Origin of the sequence: Paracidovorax anthurii, assembly GCF_003269065.1 — a bacterium.
GTDB classification, from domain to species: Bacteria; Pseudomonadota; Gammaproteobacteria; order Burkholderiales; family Burkholderiaceae_C; genus Paracidovorax; species Paracidovorax anthurii.
In genome coordinates, this window is the sequence record NZ_QLTA01000040.1 from 15,964 (window position 1) to 37,093 (window position 21,130).

Annotated in this window: 13 protein-coding genes and 2 pseudogenes; 10 read left to right on the forward strand and 5 right to left on the reverse strand. The window is 68.2% G+C overall.

Annotated elements, in window-relative coordinates; all coding sequences use genetic code 11:
• Positions 1–23: 23 nt before the first annotated feature.
• Positions 24–563: pseudogene (locus AX018_RS17460) on the reverse strand (IS5 family transposase); the annotation flags it as partial.
• Between the two features lie 126 nt (positions 564–689).
• Here AX018_RS17460 and AX018_RS17465 point away from each other — a divergent pair.
• Positions 690–1,874, forward strand: a complete 1,185-nt coding sequence (locus AX018_RS17465) for a serine hydrolase domain-containing protein (RefSeq protein ID WP_245951643.1) — start codon at positions 690–692, stop codon at positions 1,872–1,874.
• 61 nt (positions 1,875–1,935) lie between these two features.
• On the opposite strand, the pseudogene AX018_RS17470 reads toward AX018_RS17465, so the two are convergent.
• Positions 1,936–2,700 (reverse strand): annotated as a pseudogene (locus AX018_RS17470) (IS5 family transposase).
• Between the two features lie 450 nt (positions 2,701–3,150).
• Between AX018_RS17470 and AX018_RS17475 the strand changes: the two are divergent.
• The 3 genes from AX018_RS17475 to AX018_RS17485 are packed head-to-tail and all read left to right on the forward strand — an operon-like array spanning position 3,151 to position 8,612.
• A complete protein-coding gene (locus tag AX018_RS17475; RefSeq protein WP_111879816.1) occupies positions 3,151–6,414 on the forward strand; it encodes a beta-keto acid cleavage family enzyme in 3,264 nt (1,087 codons plus the stop codon).
• Positions 6,411–7,820, forward strand: a complete 1,410-nt coding sequence (locus tag AX018_RS17480) for an FAD/NAD(P)-binding protein (RefSeq protein WP_111879819.1) — start codon at positions 6,411–6,413, stop codon at positions 7,818–7,820. The genes AX018_RS17475 and AX018_RS17480 overlap by 4 nt, the downstream gene beginning before the upstream one ends.
• A 54-nt stretch (positions 7,821–7,874) precedes the next feature.
• Positions 7,875–8,612, forward strand: coding sequence for a sulfite exporter TauE/SafE family protein (locus tag AX018_RS17485; RefSeq protein ID WP_111879821.1), 738 nt, complete (start codon positions 7,875–7,877; stop codon positions 8,610–8,612).
• Positions 8,613–8,683: 71 nt separating this feature from the next.
• Here AX018_RS17485 and AX018_RS17490 read toward each other — a convergent pair whose 3' ends face one another.
• Together AX018_RS17490 and AX018_RS17495 are read right to left on the reverse strand one after the other, a co-directional pair.
• The gene (locus tag AX018_RS17490) at positions 8,684–12,118 is read right to left on the reverse strand and encodes an IPTL-CTERM sorting domain-containing protein (RefSeq protein WP_146749352.1); all 3,435 of its coding nucleotides are present in this window, start codon (positions 12,116–12,118) and stop codon (positions 8,684–8,686) included.
• A 171-nt stretch (positions 12,119–12,289) separates the two neighbouring features.
• Entirely contained in the window at positions 12,290–13,243 is a 954-nt protein-coding gene (locus AX018_RS17495) for an AraC family transcriptional regulator (RefSeq protein ID WP_245951640.1), read from the reverse strand.
• A gap of 948 nt (positions 13,244–14,191) precedes the next feature.
• On the opposite strand from AX018_RS17495, the gene AX018_RS17500 reads away from it, so the two are divergent.
• The 6 genes from AX018_RS17500 to AX018_RS17525 all read left to right on the forward strand — a co-directional run bounded on the left by AX018_RS17500 (position 14,192) and on the right by AX018_RS17525 (position 20,316).
• On the forward strand, positions 14,192–15,094 hold the full coding sequence (locus AX018_RS17500) for a glutamate ABC transporter substrate-binding protein (protein WP_111879827.1): 903 nt from the start codon (positions 14,192–14,194) through the stop codon (positions 15,092–15,094).
• Positions 15,095–15,097: 3 nt separating this feature from the next.
• A complete protein-coding gene (locus AX018_RS17505) occupies positions 15,098–15,760 on the forward strand; it encodes an amino acid ABC transporter permease (protein ID WP_111879830.1) in 663 nt (220 codons plus the stop codon).
• Positions 15,757–16,557: an amino acid ABC transporter permease gene (locus AX018_RS17510; RefSeq protein WP_111879832.1), complete on the forward strand. Its 801-nt coding sequence runs from the start codon at positions 15,757–15,759 to the stop codon at positions 16,555–16,557. The genes AX018_RS17505 and AX018_RS17510 overlap by 4 nt, the downstream gene beginning before the upstream one ends.
• A 448-nt stretch (positions 16,558–17,005) precedes the next feature.
• Positions 17,006–17,947 carry an RNA polymerase sigma factor RpoH gene (gene rpoH / locus AX018_RS17515; RefSeq protein ID WP_111879835.1) on the forward strand — a complete coding sequence of 314 codons (942 nt, stop codon included), beginning with the start codon at positions 17,006–17,008 and terminating at the stop codon, positions 17,945–17,947.
• A gap of 124 nt (positions 17,948–18,071) precedes the next feature.
• On the forward strand, positions 18,072–19,106 hold the full coding sequence (locus AX018_RS17520; protein WP_111879838.1) for a Bug family tripartite tricarboxylate transporter substrate binding protein: 1,035 nt from the start codon (positions 18,072–18,074) through the stop codon (positions 19,104–19,106).
• 382 nt (positions 19,107–19,488) lie between these two features.
• Positions 19,489–20,316, forward strand: a complete 828-nt coding sequence (locus AX018_RS17525) for a Crp/Fnr family transcriptional regulator (protein WP_111879841.1) — start codon at positions 19,489–19,491, stop codon at positions 20,314–20,316.
• 202 nt (positions 20,317–20,518) lie between these two features.
• On the opposite strand, the gene AX018_RS17530 is transcribed toward AX018_RS17525, so the two are convergent.
• Positions 20,519–21,130 carry an SCO family protein gene (locus AX018_RS17530; protein ID WP_211322471.1) on the reverse strand — a complete coding sequence of 204 codons (612 nt, stop codon included), beginning with the start codon at positions 21,128–21,130 and terminating at the stop codon, positions 20,519–20,521.

A 21,130-nucleotide genomic window follows, 5' to 3' on the forward strand; every position in this document is an offset into this window, starting at 1 on the left:
TCAGAACGTGTTCAAAGTCTCCTGAGCAGGAGAGCCAAGAACGCCAAGTAGGACTTGCAGCGCTGCAGCGCCTGCAGGGCGCCCTTGCGGTCCGTCACTTCGGCCGTGGTCACCGCTACTGCGTGCGGCAGCCCCTGGGTGTCTACCGCAATGTGGCGCTTGATGCCCGATACCTTCTTGCCCGCGTCATAACCCTTCAGGGCCGCTGTGTCCGTGTTCCTCACGCTCTGCGCGCCGATGATCCAGAACGCGCTGCAGGCGTTGCGCCCCAGTTTCTCGCGGGCCGCGCCAACCTGATTTTTTTAAGGACTGCTCCAGCAGGCTGCCTCCCTCGCGTGGCTCGCTCCAGATCGCAAAGTACGAGTGCACGGTGCGCCATTTGGGGAAATCGCTGGGCAGTGCGCGCCACTGGCAGCCCATGCGCAGCAGGTACAGCACGGCGCAGAACACCTCGTACAGCTCCACCTTGCGCGGGGCCGTCTTTCTGCGCGCACACTCTCCAGCATTGGCCGGATCACTTCGAACTGCTCGCGCTTGATATCGCTGAGGTGCTCTTTTCTCACCCAGCGGGCTTCTCACATCCATCGGGCAAGACTTTGAACACGTTCCAAGAACAGCCAACACGACCTCAAATGAAATTTGAAAACGGATTTCAACGACCACTGATTACAATCTTTTCAGGGCCAATGATGGATTCCATCTACCGGGGAATGATTTTGAGACGTCGTGAGTTCACCTCGCTTTTTAGCGGCACGGCCCTTGGCTCACTCACGGGCCTCGCCGTGTCTGTATCTGGTTGCGCGGCGCCACGGAAGCGCACCGAGAGTTGGGCTGTCACCACGGCCGATGACGACAAACTTGTTGATCGCGAAGCCTTGCGCACCATGGCGGATCGGCTCGCCACATCGGGAGCCAACATCCATTCGATCCTCGTCGTTCGCCAAGGAAATCTGGTGTTCGAGCGCTACTTCACAGGCAAGGACGAGGTTCCGGTCAGCTTTCTTGGCACTCGCGTCGAGGACGTTACTTTCGATGCCCATGAACTTCACTCGCTGAAATCGGTGTCCAAGAGCGTTTCATCGCTGGTCGTTGGAATCGCGATTGACCAAGGTTTGATACGCAGCCTTGACGAGCCAATCCTCAGTTTTTTCCCCGAGCTAGCGGATATCCGCACACCCGAGAGGGATCGTCTCCTCTTGCGCCACGCGCTGGGCATGACCTTGGGTTTGCAATGGGTCGAGGCCATGCCGGGGAATAACTCGGCAAACGACGAGGTGCGGATGTATACGTCGGGCGACGCCTGCCGCTATGTGCTCACTCGCCCAGTGGTCGCTCCGCCCGGGGAGCAATTCTTCTACAACACCGGTGCGCTGGCGCTCATCTCTGCGATCGTGCGTAAGACGACCGGGCAGCCGCTCGACGAATTCGCGCGTGCGCATCTCTTCAAGCCGCTCGGAATATCAGGCGAGCAGTGGGACCGGATCGGCCGCGACACCGACGCTGGTGGTGGGCTGCACCTACGCCCGCGCGACATGGCTCGAATCGGGCAGCTCGTTCTCGACGGAGGCCGCTGGAATGATCGCCAAATTGTGTCCAAGGCCTGGATCGAAACATCCACCTCTACTCTGATCAAGGGGACGGATGGTGAAGATTACGGTTACCTGTGGTGGACCGGCCACGCCCGCCACAACCGCAAGGATGTGAGCTGGGTTGCAGCTCAGGGGCGAGGCGGCCAGAACATACGGATCGTCCGTGAGATGGGATTGGTTGTAGTGGTCACGGCAGGCTATTACCAGGACTACAGTCCGCAAGCATTTAAAACGCTAGACAGCATCTTCACTGACGTCCTCAAAGCGACTTCCTCTCCTGCCTGAGTTGGGACGCCACACCGCCTGCACATGCGATATCCGCATTCGGCCAATGGACTAAGACCGGCTAACACGACCATTCGACGAAGCGCGGACAGATGATTGCCGCGGCCAGCGTGAGCAGTGCCCTGTGAATGTCCAGCCTGCGTTCAAAGCGAATGCGCCGCTTGCCGAATCCGGCAAACCGCGCATGGGTCCTCTCCACCACCCAGCGATGCTTTCCCAGCCGTTTGCTGTTCTCGATGCCTCGCCTGGCAATCCTGCTTTTGATGCCGTGACTGCGCAGGTGTGCCCTGCATCTCGCATAGTCGCAGCCCTTGTCCGCATGCAGTTTCGATGGCCAACGGCGTGGCCTGCCGCGTAGTCCCTTGACTGCCGGAAGTGCATCGATGCACTTCTCGAACATGATGGAGTCGTGTCGGTTCGCACCACTGACCAGCACCACCAACGGGATGCCCCGCGCGTCTACGACGATGTGCCGTTTGCTTCCGAGCTTGCCCCGGTCCGTAGGGTTGGGGCCTGTTTCCTGGCCCCCCGGGGGCTTAGCACCGATGAGCCATCGATGCTGGCTCGGCTCCAATCAATCTGGTCGTGGCATGGCCTGATGCAGCTTGTCCCACACGCCTGCGGCATTCCAATCCCTCAGCCGTCGCCAGCAAGTCATGCCGCTGCCCCATCCCAATGATTGAGGAAGGTCTTCCCAGGGGAGGCCTGTGTGCAGCACGAACAGGATGCCGTTGAGGGCCGCTTCATCGCTCACCTTGAGGCAGCGTGGGCCGCCCCTGGTTGAGGGCGTGAAGGCGGGAATCAGGGGCTGCAGCTGTTTCCACAGCTCTTTGCTAACAGGGCGTCAGGACATCAACCGCCAAGCCTACCTGCTCTTGGCAATGTTTTTGACAAGTCGTGTTAGCCGGTCTTAGAAGACTTTGGACACGTTCTCACGGATACCGCCCCGCAGCCCTGCCACGCCGGCATGGCGCCGCGACGGCCCGGCACGGCCGAAGCCGGCCACCCCTTCCCGTCTCCATTGCGCCTCGGAGGCACCTCCGCCCGGACCGCCATGCCCGCTGGCGCGCCCTGCCCTACACCGCCCATCCGCACCGGCCACGGCGCATGATTTCGATAACATGCGGAAGTTTCATAAACAACAACGAATATCTTATAAAAATAAAATTTATATCAGACATAAGCCTGCCTGCGCGGGCATTCCCCCTCCTGCGCCCCTGAAATCCCTATTCCCCCTTCAATAATGGGGCACCGAATAATCAAAGGAGACAAGGGAATGCAGGACATATTCATTACCGCGGCGCCCGTGGGCGCGGTTCCCCGCAACATCGACCCCCAGGGCCCCAAGTATTTCCCCGCGGCCCTCGTGCAGGAAATCCCCTATCTCCAGGCGGCCCTGGAGAACGACAAGGGCTGGGAAACCGTGGAAAAAGGCGGCCTCGTTGCCAGCGAATCCACCCGGATCGCGGCCGACTCCGAATTCATCCGGAATATCGCCCCCACGGTCGCTCAAATCAGCGACCTGCTTCAGGAAACCGGCCTGCTGGAGAAATCCGGCATTCTCCAATACCAGGCACCCGATAATCCCGCCATTCGCCGGCTGGACGCCGAATGGTTCCGCAGGATTCCCCGCAAGAAAATCGCCAGCGAACTGGTGCTGCACCTGACGAGCCAGGGCTGGGTGGGCGACGGCGCCGGCGGCCTGGCCTGGAAGCATGCCGGGTTCGTGGAGTCCTGCATCCCGCCCCGGCTCGTGGACCTGCTGCGGCTGGGCGCCCCGGGAGCCGTGGACGGCCTGATCGCCGCGGGCTGGCGCCTGGCAGGCCCCGGCTACGCGCTGTCGAGCAAGGGGGCCTCCCCCTGGCTTCCGATCACCCCCGAGGCCATCGTGGAGGAAAGCGTGGCGGCGGCCCGCGAGGGGGCGGCCATCCTTCACCTGCACACCCGCGAGCGCGCGGACGAATGCGCCTGGAACCTGCCCTGGTCGCCCCTGCCGGTGGCGCTGGGCTCGCAGGCCAACCGGATCGTGCCGGCGGACTACGACGGCATCGTGCCGCGCCTGCGGGCCGAGGCGCCCCTGGCCCTCCTCAACCTCTCCACCAGCGTGCGCGGCGGTGGCGATTCCGAAAGCGCCATCCGGCGGGAGCACCTGAAGGCCTACGGGCCCGACGGGATGGCCCCCGACATGTCTTCCCTGAGCCCCGGCGAGGTGCTATTCCAGGCCGGCGGCGGATACCGGAACACCCCGGCATTCCTCGAACAGCAGCTCGCCCATGGGCGCACGCACGCCGTGCGCCCCGAGGTCGAGGTCTTCAACCGCACGATCCTGCGGGAGACGCTGGGCCCCTTCAAGGCGCGGCTGGCCGAGGCCGGCACGCCGTGCCTGCTGATGCTGGTGGCGGGCGTGGACCAGCACCGCCGCGCCGGCGACACGCTGGAGGACGACTCCCTCATCCCCGCCGCGCAGCGCCAGGAAATCTTCTCGCTGCTGCAGGCCGGGGAGCCCGCCGACATCGATCGGGCCCTCGACATGACCGTGGCGGCACTGGCCCCCATCGTGGAAGAGATCCGCCGGCACCTGCCCGGCGCCAAGGTCTCCACGCTGATGCCCGGGCCCATGCAGCAACTACTGGCCCGCGTGGCCGTGCGGCTGCGGCTCGACGGCGTGCGCGTGGGGCTGGAGGACGGGCTCACGGTGTTCGACCGCACCGTGCCCGGGGGCATCCGCAAGGGCCGCACCGCCGAGCAGGTGCGCCAGATTCGCGAGGAACTGGAGGCGCTCGGCTGCCACGTGCTCTCCGCGGAGGACACCCGCCGCGTGCTGCGCATGCCCGCCGCCACGGAATCGCTCTTCCTCGCGGCGATGGACGCCACCGCGCACCTCGCCTTCACCGGCGACCTCGCGCCCGGCCATGCCATGGCCACGCTGGCGGGGGCCCTGCGTCCGCTGCGCCCAGCCTTCGAGCGCCGCGAGCAATGGCTCCGGGAGCGGTTGGCGCGGCAGGCCCGGGGCGACACCGGCAACGCCGCGCGCGCGGTGCGCGACCTGGTCCGGCAGGCCGGCCTGTACGTGCGCTACTTCGTCGAGGAGCGCGACCGCTACCCCGCCGAGGGCGCGGGCGCGTTCCGCAATCTCTACGAGATCCAGTCGCTCAACTACGCCTGGGAACTGCTCCAGGAGGCCGGGCAGGACGCATCGTTCTACGAGAACGCGCTCCAGGACCTGGCCCGGGCCTGCGACATCGGTCCCCAGGGCTTCCTCACGCTGCCGCACCAGAGGAAGAGCGCGGACCTGCGGTTCCTCGAATACCTGGTGTCGCTCTCTTGCGGCTTCAGCCCGGACCGGCGGGACGTGCAGAACCTCGGGCTGCGGCTGCGCCCCGGGTACAACGCCTTCCTCGCCACGCTCTTCAAGGCCGTCGAGGAGGAATACCGGCGCCTGCGCGCGGCCAGCCAGGCTGAACCCAAGTCCGCCGGCCTCCTGGCCTTCCAGGTCGGCACGGGCGACGGCGCGGCGGACACCCTCGCGCCGCAGGAGCTGCGGCGGCACCTCCGGCAGAGCCACTGGATCGTCCTGCCCAGCACCCCCACCACGCACTATGCGGAAGGCATCAAGCTCTCCCGGGGGCTGGGCGCGACCTTCCTCTCGCACCTGCAGCGCCTGCTGCCCCGCCATGCGCCCTCGCTGCGGCTCGTGGGCTTCGTGCATTCGGGGCGGGACGAGAACGGCGCCCCGCTGATCGAGGCCAGCATGCTGAACAACCGCTTCCTGCTGGGCACAGAGCGGCACGCCAGCATCGTGGGGCATTCGTCGCGGCTGCTCTACGAGGCCATCCTGCTGCCCCAGCTGGTGGAGCAGCCGGAGCGGCTGCTGCGCACGCCCGGCGGCACCGTGGCGCGCGAGGCCGGCGTGCCGCTCTACGAGGACCGCAGCCCCGCCCGGCGGATCGACTTCCGCGCCATCGAGGACCTCCCGCCGCTGCGCTTCCTGGCGCACAGCTCCGGCATCGCGACCATGCAGCAGATGGACAACGCCATGCGCCAGGACCTGGAGCTGCTGGGCTACTCGCACCTGGAGCAGACCGAGCTGTTCAACCGCAACGTCGTGGTGTCGTTCGCCTCGGCCGCCGACATCCACCCCGACGTCTCCGGCACCCCGACCGTGGACGTCACGGCCTACAACGACATCCGCAGCATGGCGGGCACGACCACGCCCGACTACCTGATCCACGACGCGCACCGGCGCCGGCAGGCCCGGGCCGCCAGCGACGAGAACCACCGCTACGACGCCACCGAATGGAAGCTCATCCGGGGCGCGGCCGGCAAGACCGTGCTGCGGCGCACCGGCGTCTTCCTGCGGGAGGACCCCGTGCGCCAGCACGACGGGCATTCCATCCGCCGCTACCTGGAGGGCGCCCCCGAGGCCGTCGCGGTGCTGCTGGGGCAACTGCACTCGATGTCCGGCGCGCCGCGCTTCGACTTCACGCTGCGGCGGCTGGCCTCCACGCAGGCGCCGGTGGCCGAGGAGCAGCAGGCATGACGCGCATCGCCATCATCGGCGCGGGCTGCAGCGGCACCCTGGTGTGCCGCAACCTGGTGCCCGCGGCGCAGAAAGGGCTGGTCTCGGCCGTCACGATCTTCGACGCCTCGGGAGACTTCGGGCCGGGCCTGCCCTACGACGCCGAGTCCACGTCCGACGCATTCATCCTCAACATGACCGCGTCCACGCTGGGGATCGGCGAGCCGCCGGACGACTTCCTGGACTGGCTCGCCAGCCAGGGGCATGGCGGCGGCTACGTGCCCCGGCGCATGTTCGGCCAGTACCTGCGCACCGCGCTGGCCAACGCGGTGCGCGACCTGGAGGACGCCGGGGTCGCCGTGCGGCGCGTGGCCCACCCGGTCGCGGACATCGGCAGAACCGCCCGCGGCTACGCCATCGCCGCGCCGCCGGGGGACGCCCTGCACTTCGACCGCGTGGTGCTGGCCATCGGCCACCTGCGCAAGGTCTCTCCGTTCGGCGCGCACGAGCGGTATTTCGCCAATCCCTACCACGCCCTGCGCGCCATCGCGCAGACCATCCCGGCCGAGGCCTCGGTGGGCATCCTCGGCAGCAAGCTGACGGCCATCGACATGGCGCTGCAGCTGCGGGAGATGGGCGTGCGCCGCATCCACATGCTCTCGCACTCGGGACGCCTGCCCCTGGTGCGCGGCGTGGTGCCCGCCACGGGCGACTTCCGCACGGAGATCCCGCTGGAGCCGCGCGCCGGCGTGCGCGGCTTCTTCCGGGCCTTCACCACGTCGCGGGCGTTCGAGGCGGAGTACCCCGGCTTCTTCACGATCCGCGATCCCCGCCAGCGGCTGGACCTGGAAATCGCCGCGGCCGCCCGGCCCCGGCCCTGGCAGCTCTTCCTGGACGGCACCAAGCACTTCGTCGATGCCTACTGGCAGCACATGGACGGGCCGCAGCAACGCCTCTTCCATCGCAAGTACAAGGGCCTCTGGATGAGCTACCGGCATCCCATGCCGCTGGACAACGCGCTCAAGATACGCCGCATGCTGGACGAGGGCAGCCTCGCCATCCACGGGGGCTACCGCTCCATCGGCCGCAGCGGTGCGGGCTTCGCGGCCCAGCTGGCCTCGGGCAGCCTGCCCGTGGACTACGCGATCGACGCCACCGGCGTCTCCGGCAACATCGGCCGCATCGAGGACCCCCTGGTCTCGCGCCTCATCGACAAGGGCATGCTGCTCCAGCACCCGGGGGGCGGCATCCAGGTGCACCAGGACTCGTTCCGCGTCGAGGGCGAGCCCGGCCTCTTCGCCATCGGCCCCCTCACGCAGGGCACCTGGTTCTATGTGTCCGCCGTGGAAAGGCTCAAGATCCACGCCCATGCGCTAGCCCATGCGCTGGTGCATTCCTCTGCGGCCCCCGCGCACGCGCCGGCATGATGCACGGCGCCACCCACCCGAACCTCTCCCACTGACAGCCACCGCTTCTCTTTTATGGATACCACCATCGCCATCGTTGTCCTCGGCGCCGTCGCCGGCGGATTCGTGCAGGGCCTCTCCGGGTTCGCCTTCGGCCTGACCGCCATGTCGTTCTGGGCCTGGGCGGTCGATCCCCGGCTGGCCGCGTCCCTGGCCGTTTTCGGCGCGCTCACCGGGCAGGTCATCGCCGCGTTCTCGGTCCGGCGCGGGTCGCATTTCTCGTCCCTCTGGCCGTTCCTCGCCGGGGGGATCGCCGGCATTCCGCTCGGCGTGGCGGTCCTGCCCCACCTGGACATCCGCCTCTTCAAGCTGGTGCTGGGCACGCTGCTGGTGCTCTGGTGCCCCGCCATGCTGTGGGCCAAGAACCTGCCGGCCGTCACCTGGGGCGGCCGGCTGGCCGATGGCGTGGTCGGCACCCTCGGGGGCGTGCTGGGCGGCATCGGCGGCTTCACGGGCACGGCGCCCACGCTCTGGTGCACGCTCAAGCGCTGGGACAAGGACCAGCAGCGCGCCGTGATCCAGAACTTCAACCTCGCGACACTGGCCGTCACCATGGGCATCTACGTGTTCAGCGGCGTCGTCACGCGCGAGGCGCTGCCGCTCTTCGCCATCGTCGCTCCCGCCATGCTGGTGCCGACCCTGCTGGGCTCGCGCGTCTACACCGGCATCTCGGACGTGACGTTCCGCAAGCTGGTGCTCAGCCTGCTCACGCTTTCCGGCATCGCGCTGATCGCCTCGGGCCTGCGCGCCTGAACGCCACGGCCCGGCCCGGCGGCGCCAGGCTGCCCCCGCGCGGGGGCAGCCGGGCCGGGCCCCCGGCCATCTCAATAGCGCCTGCGCACCGCCAGCATGCCCAGGCCTGCCGCCATCAGCGACATGAGGATCAGGCCCCACGGGTTCAGCGCCGGAACCGGGGTGGGGTCCACCGTCACCAGCATCAGAGCGAACGGGTCCGCAATCTCGCCCACGGTGGTGTCGTTGTCACCGATGCCGTTGTCCGTCACCCCATAGCTCACCGAGTCGCCCGTGATGGTGCCATGGGCAAACCAGGCCGGGGTCGCCCCTGGCGCATTGGGGCCGAACTTGCGCGGCAGCATGCCGGCCAGCGCACCCGCCGGGTAGTCGATCCTCACGTTCAGGGCCGCACCTGCGCATCCGGTGCCGGTGGCCGTGAAGCTGAACACGCCCAGGGGGAACGTGGTGCGCTCCGGCACCGGCGTGCCGGTGGGAGGCGCAGCGCTGAACTGCGGCGCACGGATCGCGCAATCCGCGGGCCCGCTCACGTTCACCATGGCCGTGCCTGCCGTTCCGGGCAGCGTGAATGCGCCCGCACCCACCGTCTGAAGCAAGGTGTTGGACGTGGCTGCATCGTTGTTGGCATCGCCGGCATAGGCTGCAACGAAGGTGTACGGGCCGACGCTCAGACCGCTGACCTGGCAATTGGCCACCCCCGCAGACACGGGCACCGTGCACAGCGTGATGCTGCCGCTGCTGAACACCACATTGCCGGTGGCGTTCGCCGCGTTGGCGAAGGTGGCGGTGAGCACCACGCTGGAGCCGAAGGCGCTGGGATTGCCGCCCGATGTGAGCGACACCGCGGGCGCGGCCTTGGTCAGGGTCAACAGGCGCATCTGCTGCGGCGCAGCTGCCGTGCTGGCAGCAGCGCTGCCCTCCGCGGCACGCGAGGCGATCAGGCCGCACAGGTTGCCCGGGGCGGCGCTGGCCGTGGGCGTGACGGTGCTGCCGTTCACCGTGCAGGACCCGGGTGTCCAGGTGCCATAGGTGATGGGCTGGCTGCCGCCACCGCTGGACGTTGCCGACAGGCTGGCGGAAATGCCCAGCGCCAGGGACCGCAGAGGCGTGCCCACGTTGCCTGGGGTGAAGGCGATGGACTGGCCGATGCGTATGGCCGTGGGCGTGAAGCGGTCCGTGATGGTGCCGTCGCCCAACTGGCCGACGCCGCCGTTGAAGCCCCAGCACCGCAACACACCGGCCGTGGTCAGCGCGCAGGTATAGGAGTTGCCCATCGCCATGGAGGCCACACCGGAGTCGAGGCCGATCACGGCCTCGGGAGTGGAGCGCGAGGCGGCGGAGCCGTTCATGCCGTTGCCCAGGCGACCGTTGCCGCCACTGCCCCAGCACAGCAGCGCGCCCGCCGTGGTCAGTGCGCAGTTGTGGTACGAGCCCGCCCCCAGGGCGGCCACGCCGGAGCCGCCCAGCCCGCCGACGGCCACGGGGGTGGTGCGCTGGGTATTGGTGCCGTCGCCCAACTGGAGCTGGCTGTTGTTCCCCCAGCACTGCACCGCGCCCGCCGTCGTCAACGCGCAGGTGTGCTGCTCACCCGGCGCGACGGCGGCCACGCCGAAGCCCAGCCCGCTCACGGCCACGGGGGTGGAGCGCTGGGTGGTGGTGCCGTCACCCAACTGGCCGTAGGTGTTGCCGCCCCAGCACAGCACCGCGCCCGCCGTGGTCACCGCGCAGGTGTGGTCGCCCGCCGCGATGGCGGCCACGCCGGCGCCCAGGCCGCTCACGGGCGTGGGACTGTTGCGGTTCGTGGTGGAGCCGTCACCCACACGGCCATCGAAGTTCGCGCCCCAGCACAGCACCGCGCCCGCCGTGGTCAGCGCGCAGGTATGGAAATTGCCCACCGCGATGGCAGTCACCCCGGAGCCCAGTCCGCTCACGGCCACGGGGGTGGTTTCCTGGATGCTGAAGACGCCATTGCCCACCTGTCCATTGCTGTTTGAGCCCCAGCACAGCACCGCGCCCGCCGTGGTCAGCGCGCAGGTGTGGAAATTGCCTGACCCGATGGCCACCACACCGGAGCCCAGGCCGCTCACGGCCACGGGGGCGAGGCTGTCCGTGGTGGTGCCGTCGCCCAACCGGCCCAGGGCATTGGAGCCCCAGCACAGCACCCCGCCCGCCGTGGTCAACGCACAGGTGTGGTTGGCGCCTGGACCGATGGCGACCACGCCGGCCCCCAGGCCGCTTACGGCCACGGGGGTGGTGCGCTGGGTGGTGGTGCCATCGCCCAACTGGCCATTGCTGTTCAAGCCCCAGCACCGTACCGCACCCGCCGTGGTCAGTGCGCAGCTGTGGGAGGTGCCGGCGGAAACGGCGGCCACGCCGGCGCCCAGACCGCTCACGGCCACCGGGGTGGCGCTTTGCGTGGTGGAGCCGTCACCCAGCCGGCCGTCGGGGTTGTTGCCCCAGCACAGCACCGCGCCCGCCACGGTCACCGCGCAGGTGTGGGAGTTGCGCGCGGAGATGGCGGCCACGCCGGAGCCCAGGCCGCTCACGGCCGTGGGGGTGTTGCGCTGGATGCTGATGGTGCCATCGCCCGCCTGGCCATTGCTGTTCGCGCCCCAGCACCGTACCGCGCCCGCCGTGGTCAGCGCGCAAGTGTGGGCGTTGCCCGCCGCAATGGCCGTCGCCCCGGAGCCCAGTCCGCTCACGGCCACGGGGATCAGGCTTTGGGTGGAAGAGCCGTCGCCCAACCGGCCATTGGTGTTGTCGCCCCAGCACCGCACCGCGCCCGCCATGGTCACCGCGCAGGTGTGGGAGCTGCCTGCCGCGATGGCGGCCACGCCGGAGCCCAGGCCGCTCACGGTCACGGGGGTGGTGCGCCGGGTGGTGGTGCCATCGCCCAACTGGCCATTGATGTTGTTGCCCCAGCACTGCACCGCGCCGGCCGTGGTCAGCACGCAGGTGTGATTCAAGCCCGCCGCGATGGCGGCCACGCCGGAGCCCAGTCCGCTCACGGCCACGGCGGTATTGCTCAGGAGGGCGCTAACGCCATCGCCCAATTGGCCGAAGTCGTTCGCGCCCCAGCATTGCACGGCGCCCGCCGTGGTCAACGCACAGGTGTGGGCGCTGCCCCCCACGATGGCGGCCACGCCGGAGCCCAGGCCGCTCACGGCCACAGGGGTGTTGCGCTGGGTGGTGGTGCCATCGCCCAGCTGGCCGCTGCTGTTCGAGCCCCAGCATCGCACCGCGCCCGCCGTGGTCAGCACGCAGGTGCTGCTGGAGCCTGCCATGACCTGGCTGACGGGCTCGCCCAGCAGCGTGGGCATGGCCCCCTGCGCAAGCGCGGGGCTGGCAGCCCAGGCCGCGCACAGCAGGCACAGGGCCAGCAGCCAGCGATGGGGCCACCCAAGGATCTGATGAATTTTCCTGGCGTCATCCACCGCCCGCACCCTGCTTTGCGGCAGGTGGCTTGCGCGGCGGATGGCCTGGCTCTGTGACGGCAGTGCGGTCATGCGGGTGATTCCTCGGACGTTGCTTTGCGTTGTTGTGTGCGGGTGTTGCGCGTGCCCGGGCTGCGGCCACGAGCCATGCCGTGGCACGTAGCCCGGCGCGCGGGATCGGTGGACGCGTGCCGTCCGGCCACCCCGCGAAAGGGGTCGGGCCCTGGACGCCGTCCCTGTCTCTCAGGGCGCCCCGCGCTCTCCCATGTCGAACCGGAGCGCCCGGAACTCCTGCGGCGGCATGCCGAAGGCACGGCGGAAGGCGCGAGAAAAGTCAGAGGCGCTGTTGAAGCCCAGGCCGTAGCCGATCTCCACCACGGCCATGTCCGGTTGCCGGACCAGATCCCCTGCGGCCTCCCACAGGCGGCAGTGCCGGACGTATGTGGCCAGCCCCCCTTCCGCCTCGAACATCCGGTAGAGCGCGGTGCGCGGCAACGCGAAGCGCCGCAGAACGCTCTCGGGCGACAGATCCGAGTTGTGCAGGTTGGCCTGCACATAGCGGCACACCTGGCTTTGCAGCGCCGATCGGGCGGCGGTGCGGGCGCGGTGGCTCAGCTGCGCCTGCTTGCCGAACGCCGCGATGATCAGGTGGGCGCATTTGCGGAGGGTGCTCGCCGCCTCGTGGGCAGGCATGGACGGCAGATGCCGGCACAGGGTGGAGAGGTGCCCCAGGATCAGGCGCCCCAACGGCGAGGCATAGCCGACCACGCGGCCATGGATGGCGGACGCATCGGCGATCTCCGATTCCACGAGATCCCTCGGAACGAAGAAAGCGAGCACCCTCGCACGGGTGGGCCGCACCATGCGCATGGGCTGCCCCATGTCCAGCGCCAGGATTCCGGGCATGAACTGGGTGGAGTGGTTGCGCCCTCCCCCCACCCCGGTCTCCATCATCCCGTGCACCGCGACATGGAAAACGAAGTCCCGCATGGCGTCCGTGGAAATGCGGGCCCCCGTGCGGGCCTGGATCAGCGGATCGGTTCGGCTGTCCAGATAGACCATGTCCGGCAGCACGTACGCGTCGATCTCGCCGTGAAATCCGCTGGCCACCTGGCTGCGCGAGACGGGGGAGTCCAGGATGCGCCCGACGTAGTCGCTCCAGGCCAGGGCCTGCGCGTTCACGGCTTCCCGCGCCACGGTGAAATGCTGGTGTACCACTGCCGGCAGGGGCGTAGAGGCGCCAGCAGACGCTGTCGGATATGCGTATCGGTCGGGAGCGGACTTCATGGGCGCGCCATTATTCAACGCGTTCCGCGCCTCGCCGGCACCCGATGGCGAATGGTGCGAGGTGGCGGCGAAGCCTGCCGATGGCGCGGCCGGGATGGAGCCGATGGCGCGGCGGGTGGCTGTTGCGCCCAGGGCGCCCGAGGCGGCTACGGGCAACGCCAAGCCATGGCGGCGACACCGGGAGCGGCAGGCTTTGTGTGTACGAGAGCGCATCGAATTTCCTTGGGGCGGGGGTACGGAACCTTCAAAGCCCCGGGGGAAGTGGTCGGCAGTGCGACCACGGGGCCACTCGGGGCCCACGCACCTGCCGTGGTCGCGATTCTTGCCTCGCCGAGCGTTCGGGCTTGACCGTGCGTCCCACTTTCCATTTTTTGCGGCGAGTGGCCGGCGGCGATCGTGGAACGCGATCGGCACGCATCGCAAGGGTATGGCCGCGGCCCTCAGGAAGCGCTTCGCCAGGGATCGACCGCTTCCCTGCGCCGCTGTCGATGTGCATTGAGTGTTGTACCGCCGGATGTGAGAAATCAACGACTTAGAACGACAAGGCACGCATATCTTTGTACCTTCCATTCACTGGGTGCTGTACTTTTCCGGCCGTTTCTCAGTGCGTCTTGTATTTTTTCCTGCGCGTGATTTCGGTGCCCCCTTAGCGTGGAGATTTGCAAAAACGCGCCTCTTTACGCGTTCGGCTCAGTGGTCAGCGAGCCAGTCGTGCGACGGGTTCAGGCTATCTCAGGCATTCGGACTTGCACGGATGGCTGCATCGCGTGCACCACGGTGGACTGGCTGCAGGAGCCGTTCGCGCATTCCACAACTGCTATATATTGATTTACATAACACACCATTCAAGAGGTCCGCATGTCGATCAAATCCCTTCTGAAATCCACCGTGGTGGTACTGGCGATGGTCACCGGAGGGTCGCTTTTCGCACAGGGCACGCCTATCAATACAGCGGCGTTTGACGCGCTGGTTGCGCAGGGCCCCGTCGCCAGCGCTGCGACCATCGCATCGAGCACCTGGGCCAGCAAGATCAAGCAGGTCGGCACGCTGCGCCTTGGCGGCACGCAAACCTCGAATCTCTTCTCGCTGCTCAACGAGAAAGACGGCAAGATCCGCGGCTTCGACGCAGGTCTGGCTCAACTCATCACTCGCTACATCCTGGGCGATGGGGCCAAGGTCCAATTCACGCAGGTGACCTCGTCCACGCGCGAGCAGGTGCTCATCAACGATCAGGTAGACATGGTGTTCGCCACCTACTCCATCACGCCCGCCCGCGCCGAGAAGATCTCGTTCGCCGGCCCTTACTACACGTCGCAGGCCGGGGTGCTGGTCAAGGCCAACAACAAGACGATCCAGTCATACAACGATCTGGCAGGCAAGAAGGTCGCCACGCAGGCGGGCTCCACCGGGCCCGCGATCCTGGCGCAGTACGCGCCCAAGGGGGTCGTGCAAGAGTTCCAGACGCACCAGGAAGCCCTTGACGCACTGCGCCAGGGACGCGTGGATGCCTACGTGACCGACCACACGCTGCTGCTCAACGCCCTGAGCCTTGGAACCGGCGATGCGAAGCTGGCGGGCGCGCCCTTTGGTGAGCAGGACCCCTACGGCGTCGGACTGCCCAAGGGCTCGGACGGCGTGGCCTTCATCAATGCCTTCCTGAAAAAGCTGGAAGCCGACGGCACCTGGGCCAAACTCTGGACGATTTCCATCGGACAGCGCACCGGCAGCACAGCCGTTCCGACGCCGCCCACCCTGCCATAAACGATGGGTGATGTTTCCAGGCTGCTGGCCGACTATGGGCCTGCCTTCGGGCAGGCCCTTTTTCTGACATGGAAGCTCACGGTAGTGTCGTTCGTGCCGGGCTTCTTGCTGGGCATGATCGTGACGGTGCTTCGGCTCTTCCCGCTGCCGCCGCTGCGCTTCGTCCTGACCGGCTATGTCGAGATCTTCCGCAACATTCCCAGCGTAGCGCTACTGATCTTCATCGTATTCGCGCTGCCCGATCTCAACGTCCTGATCGACTATGAGCCCAGCGTGATCCTCACGTTGACGCTGGTCTGCTCCGCGTTCACGGCGGACTACCTGCGCTCGGGCATCAACACCGTCGGCGGCGGCCAAATTGAGGCCGCGCTCAGCTTGGGCATGCGGCCGATGCGCATCATCTCTGCGGTGGTATTGCCGCAGGCGCTGCGTGCGGTGGTGCAGCCGATGACCTCGCTGCTCATCGCGCTGATGTTATCGACCTCGTTGGCATCGCAGGTGCCGTTTCCGGGCCGGGAACTCACCGCGCTCGTGTCCAAGATCGCCAACGACTCCGCAGCCGGCATGGCCGCGTTCGGTGTGGCAGCCGCGATGTACGTGGCGACGGGTTTGCTCATCGCCTGGGCTGGCGCCACCTTGGAAAAGAAGGTGCGGATATTGCGATGAGCCGCTCTCTGGAAGACATTCTGTTTGGTGCTCCGAGCCCCCAGGCCCAGACCGTCACACGGGTAGTGAGCGTGATCGCAGCGGCCGTGCTGCTCCTGCTGGCTGCGGCTGTCGTGTTCCGGTTCCATTCCGCAGGGCAGTTCGACGCCCGATTCTGGGAATTCTTCGCCTGGCCAACGACCTGGGCCTTCCTGACCAGAGGCCTGCTCGGCACGCTGGCGTCGGCGGCGATGGCCGCCGTCATCGCGTTGGCCCTCGGGCTGGTGCTGTTGGCGGGGCGCTTGGCGCGACCGCGGCTCGTGCGTTGGCCGAGCATCGCGGTCATCGAGTTCCTGCGTGGCACGCCGACGCTGCTGCTCATCTATGTGTGTTTTCTGGTGCTTCCGTCGGTCGGGATGAAGCTGAGCACCTACTGGATGTTGACCTTGCCCATCGGCCTCAGCACCGCCGCAGTGGTGGCCGAGGTCTACCGCGCGGGCGTGCTCGCCGTTCCCCGCGGCCAGACCGATGCTGCGCGAAGCCTGGGGCTGACCGAAGCCCAGACTTTTTTCTCCGTCGTCTTTCCCCAGGCCCTTCGCTACATTGTCCCGGCACTGGTCGCGCAACTGGTCATCGTCGTCAAGGACACCACCTTCGGCTACGTCGTCACCTATGGTGAACTCATGCAGAACGCCAAGGTGCTCATCGCAAACTACCACTCGCTGGTGCCCGTATACCTCGTTGTAGCGGCGCTTTACTGCCTCGTGAATTACGCGATATCAAGGGCGAGCAAACGGCTCGGCCGGCCGATGCATTGACGGCCACCAAGCGGCTCGCGTGTCGGTGACGCGGCGCCCTGGCGAAGGAAAAAGGTGTGGGTCCGATCGTGGCCGGGAGTGTGGGTACGGCACCGCGCCGGACAGCAGTCGATCGGCCTCTGCCGCCCCGGCGCTCCGGCGAGGGCGGCGACGAGTTCGAAGCATCAGATCTCCGTCTGCTCTGAAACGTGTTCACGATCTCTCAGGGGGTCTGATTGGCCCACCGCACAAAAGTTAGCAAGCACCCACACCGAAGCATCAATTCTTCAGCGGATTGCCTCCAGTTTCCAAACCATCGCCGTCGGACCCGCTCTTCGAAGGGTGCGAAGGCTTCCCCGCGCCGCACCCGAAGCAACGCCCCCGTCCTACGAAGGGACAGGAACTTCCTCCTTAGCACTCCCTCCAAGAGACTGCTAAAGTGATTGGCATGGAAGAAAGGACTTCTGGGATGACGATTCAATCTGGAACCGCCGCCACCGCGCTCGCCCCGGCCAATGCCTGGGCGCTCATTCCCCCGCTGGGCAACCTGGACGCCTACATCTCGGCCGTCAACCGCCTGCCGATGCTCACGGCCGAGGAAGAACGCACCTACGCACGCCGGCTCAAGGAGCACAACGACGTGGAAGCCGCGGGCCGGATGGTGATGTCGCACCTGCGGCTGGTGGTGTCCATCGCCCGGCAATACCTGGGCTACGGGCTGCCCCACGGCGACCTGATCCAGGAAGGCAACGTGGGCCTGATGAAGGCCGTGAAGCGCTTCGACCCCGACCAGAACGTGCGGCTGGTGAGCTACGCCATGCACTGGATCAAGGCCGAGATCCACGAATACATCCTGAAGAACTGGCGCATGGTGAAGGTGGCCACCACCAAGAGCCAGCGCAAGCTGTTCTTCAACCTGCGCTCGATGAAGCAGGGTTTCAAGGCCGAGGCGGCCGCGAGCGATGCCGGCACGCACCGCGACACGCTGTCCGAGCAGGAAATCGACGTGGTGGCCCGGCAGCTCAACGTGAAGCGAGAGGAAGTCATCGAGATGGAGACGCGCCTCTCCGGCGGCGACGTGATGCTGGACCCGTCCCCCTCCGATGACGGCGAGCAGGCCTACGGCCCCATCGCCTACCTGGCGGACGGCACCCACGAGCCCACGGCGATGATCGAATCGCGCCAGCGCGACGTGCTGGCCACCGACGGCATCGCCACGGCGCTCTCTGCCCTGGACGAGCGCAGCCGCCGCATCGTCGAGGAACGCTGGCTCAAGGTGAACGACGACGGCTCCGGCGGCATGACGCTGCACGAGCTGGCGGCCGTGTACGGCGTAAGCGCCGAGCGCATCCGCCAGATCGAGGTCGCCGCGATGAAGAAGATGAAGAAGGCCCTGGCCGAATACGCCTGAGCCCCCTCGCCCATTCCGTGCCACGGTATTGCAACGGCGCGTGGCGATAATCCGGGCGCGCAACCCTTGCGGGTTGCGCGCCCTTTTTCTTTTTTGCGCCCCTTTTCGGCCGGCGCTCCACGCCATGACCCACCGCCCCGCCCCGACCCGTCCCCTGTCCCGCCGCACGGCGCTCGCCGGCCTGGCCCTCTGGGGTGCGGGCGGCTGGGCGGCAGCGCAGACCGTGCCCGGCACGGCGCAGGCCACGCCCGGCTGGCCCGCCAAGCCGCTGCGCATCATCGTGGGCTTTCCGCCGGGATCGTCGCCGGACCTCACCGCGCGCACGTTCTCGGAGCCACTCGCCCAGGCCCTCGGGCATCCGGTGATCGTGGAAAACAAGGTCGGCGCCGGGGGCAACATCGGCGCAGATGCGGTGGCCAAGGCCACCGACGGGCACACGATCGGGCTGTTCATCAACGGCAACCTGACGATCGCCAAGCTCCTCAATCCGGCCATCCCCTACGACCCGCGCAAGGACCTCGCGCCGCTGAGCCTCGTAGGGGTGTCCCCCCTGGTGCTGACCGTGCCGGCGGCCCAGCCCGGCCTGCCGGCGCAGGCGGACGCGCGAGCCTTCCTGGAGGCCGCCCGGCAGGCCGGCAACCGGTGGAGCTACGGCACCCCCGGCGTGGGCACCGTCGGCCACCTGGGCACCGAGCTGCTGAAGGCGCGCACGGGCATCGCCCCCGTGCACGTGCCCTACCCCGGCTATCCGCAGGTGGCCACCGCCATGCTGGGCGGGCAGCTGCAGATGGCGCTGCTGCCGCCCGCCCTCGCGCTGTCGCAGGAGCGCACGGGCCGGCTGCGGCTGCTCGGCGTGACGTCCTCCGGGCGCAGCACGCTCGTGCCGGGCGTGCCCAGCCTCGGCGAGGCGGGCGTCAAGGACTTCCGGCTGGAGATCTGGAACGCGTTCGCCGCGCCCGCGAGCATGCCGGCGGCCGTGCAGGCCCGGCTCTCGGCCCTGATCGCCGAGATCGCCCGCACGCCGGATGTGCGCGAGAAGCTCTTCCAGCAGGGATGGCAGGTGGTGGGCACCTCGGCCGAGGGCCTCGCCCACCGCATCGAGGCGGACACCGCCCAGATGGAGCGCGTGATCCGCGCCCAGAACATCCGCGCCGAGTAGCGGCGGGCACCGCCTCCCCCGTCCTCCGCCGCGAAGCCCCTCCCCGGGACGGCTGCGCGGCGGCCTGCCCCCGGCCCGCCATGGGCTGGGCGTGCGGGACCGCGCGGGCGCCACACGCCGGGAGCCTCCGGCGTTGATGTAGATCATGCCCCCCGGCCCCGGGCACCGGCAGACTCCGGGGATCTTGAAGACCCGGAGAGCCCCTCCATGCACACGTGACGCGGCGCCGCGGCCGCCCGGGCCGCGGATGGGCCGCCCCTGCGGTCCACCGTCGCCTTCCGCCGAACGCTACAAAAACAATAGCTACTCAAGTAGATTTTTCGGCGACATGACGGCGATCCGGCTTCAAAACCCCTTCTCACCCCTTCCCAACGGCCTCTCCATGACCCTCCCCGACCCAGACCGCAAGACCTGCAACGAATGCTCCAGCCGCCGGCAGTGCCTGGTGGGCCGCCAGGGCGACGCGTCCCGCGCGACCTGGGCGGCGCTGCGGGTGGAGCGGCGGTTCCGCAAGGGCGAGGTTCTGCAGCGCCAGGGCGAGGTGGCCTCCAGCGTGGCGGTTGTCAAGGTCGGCACGGCACTGCTGCAGCGCGGAGGCCCCGATCAGGTGGAGCGGCCCGTGGCGATGGCGGGCTGCGGGCAGGCACTGGGCACCGGGGCCCTGCTGGGCACGCCCGAGGACCTGACCTGGGTGGCCGTGATGGAAGGCCGGCTGTGCGAGGTGCCGGTGGAGCCGCTGCTGCGCCTGGGCGGCGGGGGCGCGGAGTTCCTGCAGGCGCTGCTGCGCGAGGAAGCGCAGGCCCGCGCCCGCCTGGCGGACTGGTCGGGCCTGATGCGCATGCGCGGGGTGACGGCGCAACTCGCCAGCGCGCTGCTGCAGCTGGCGCAATTGCAGCGCAGCACGCTCGTGCGGCTGCCCACGCACACGGTGCTCGCGTCGCTGCTCGCCACGACGCGGGAAACCATCGCGCGCTGCCTCGCGCAGCTCGCCCAGCAGGGGGCGGTGGTGCGGCACGACCGCTGGCACTGCGCCATCGCGCGCGGCCCGCTGATGGCGCTGCTGGCCGGCCAGGCCGGCCCGCACGCTCCCGCCGCCATGGCGCCGGCCATCCCGGCCGTGCCGCTCAGGGACATCGGCCTGCCCTCCACGCTGCGGCCGGCCCGGGCCCACGGGCCCCTGGCATCGGGAGCCGCCGCGGCCCGGGCATGAGGCGCCGGCCGCCATCGCCCCGCGCCGCCACGCCGTTCCGCCCGGAGTGCGATGGCAGAGCCACCGGCCTTTCGCGGCCGCGCGGCGAACGGGCCTCATACAGCTTCGCAATCAAAGAGATAACGGCGTTGCTTCGCTTTGCCGTGCTGCTGCACTGTCTGCAGCTTCGCGCCTTGTTCTCTCTTTGATTGCAAAACCGTTATCAGGCCGATTCTTGCAGCAGCGCCTTCACGTCGGCGACGAGCGCCTGCGCGCCGCTGCCGTAGCGGTGGTACACCCGCAGGCGGCCGGCCGGGTCGTACACGTAGCTGCCGGCCGAGTGGTCCATGGTGTAGCTCGTGGGGGTCTTGCCGGGCACCTTCTTGTAGTAGATCTTGAAATCCTTGGCGACGGCGGCGAGCTGCTCGGGCGTGCCGCGCAGCGCGAGGAAGGTGGGGTCGAAATTGGCCATGTAGGCCTTGAGCACCTCGGGCGTGTCGCGCTCCGGGTCCACCGTGACGAAAAGGCCCTGCAGGCGGTCGCCGTCGGCGCCGAGGGCGCGCTTGACCTCGGCCAGCTCCACCATGGAGGTGGGGCAAACATCTGGGCACTGCGTGAAGCCGAAGAACACCACCACGACCTTGCCCGCGAAGTCCTTGAGGTGGCGCTGCTGGCCGTTGTGGTCGGGCAGCGGCAGGTCGCGCGCGTATTCGGCGCCCGTGATGTCCACGCCCTGGAAGGCGGGCGCCTGCCTGGAACAGCCGGCCAGCAGCCCGCCCGCCCCCGCGAACAGGGCGCAGGCAGCCACGCTTTTGAGGGCATCTCGTTTGTTCAT

What these genes read in the sequence shown, in the direction of transcription:
- rpoH (WP_111879835.1), top strand. Translation starts at nt 17,006, where the DNA reads ATGACGATTCAATCTGGAACCGCCGCCACCGCGCTCGCCCCGGCCAAT.
- AX018_RS17525 (WP_111879841.1), top strand. Translation starts at nt 19,489, where the DNA reads ATGACCCTCCCCGACCCAGACCGCAAGACCTGCAACGAATGCTCCAGC.
- AX018_RS17505 (WP_111879830.1), top strand. Translation starts at nt 15,098, where the DNA reads ATGGGTGATGTTTCCAGGCTGCTGGCCGACTATGGGCCTGCCTTCGGG.
- AX018_RS17490 (WP_146749352.1), bottom strand. Translation starts at nt 12,118, where the DNA reads ATGACCGCACTGCCGTCACAGAGCCAGGCCATCCGCCGCGCAAGCCAC.
- AX018_RS17530 (WP_211322471.1), bottom strand. Translation starts at nt 21,130, where the DNA reads ATGAACAAACGAGATGCCCTCAAAAGCGTGGCTGCCTGCGCCCTGTTC.
- AX018_RS17465 (WP_245951643.1), top strand. Translation starts at nt 690, where the DNA reads ATGGATTCCATCTACCGGGGAATGATTTTGAGACGTCGTGAGTTCACC.
- AX018_RS17475 (WP_111879816.1), top strand. Translation starts at nt 3,151, where the DNA reads ATGCAGGACATATTCATTACCGCGGCGCCCGTGGGCGCGGTTCCCCGC.
- AX018_RS17500 (WP_111879827.1), top strand. Translation starts at nt 14,192, where the DNA reads ATGTCGATCAAATCCCTTCTGAAATCCACCGTGGTGGTACTGGCGATG.
- AX018_RS17520 (WP_111879838.1), top strand. Translation starts at nt 18,072, where the DNA reads ATGACCCACCGCCCCGCCCCGACCCGTCCCCTGTCCCGCCGCACGGCG.
- AX018_RS17485 (WP_111879821.1), top strand. Translation starts at nt 7,875, where the DNA reads ATGGATACCACCATCGCCATCGTTGTCCTCGGCGCCGTCGCCGGCGGA.
- AX018_RS17480 (WP_111879819.1), top strand. Translation starts at nt 6,411, where the DNA reads ATGACGCGCATCGCCATCATCGGCGCGGGCTGCAGCGGCACCCTGGTG.
- AX018_RS17510 (WP_111879832.1), top strand. Translation starts at nt 15,757, where the DNA reads ATGAGCCGCTCTCTGGAAGACATTCTGTTTGGTGCTCCGAGCCCCCAG.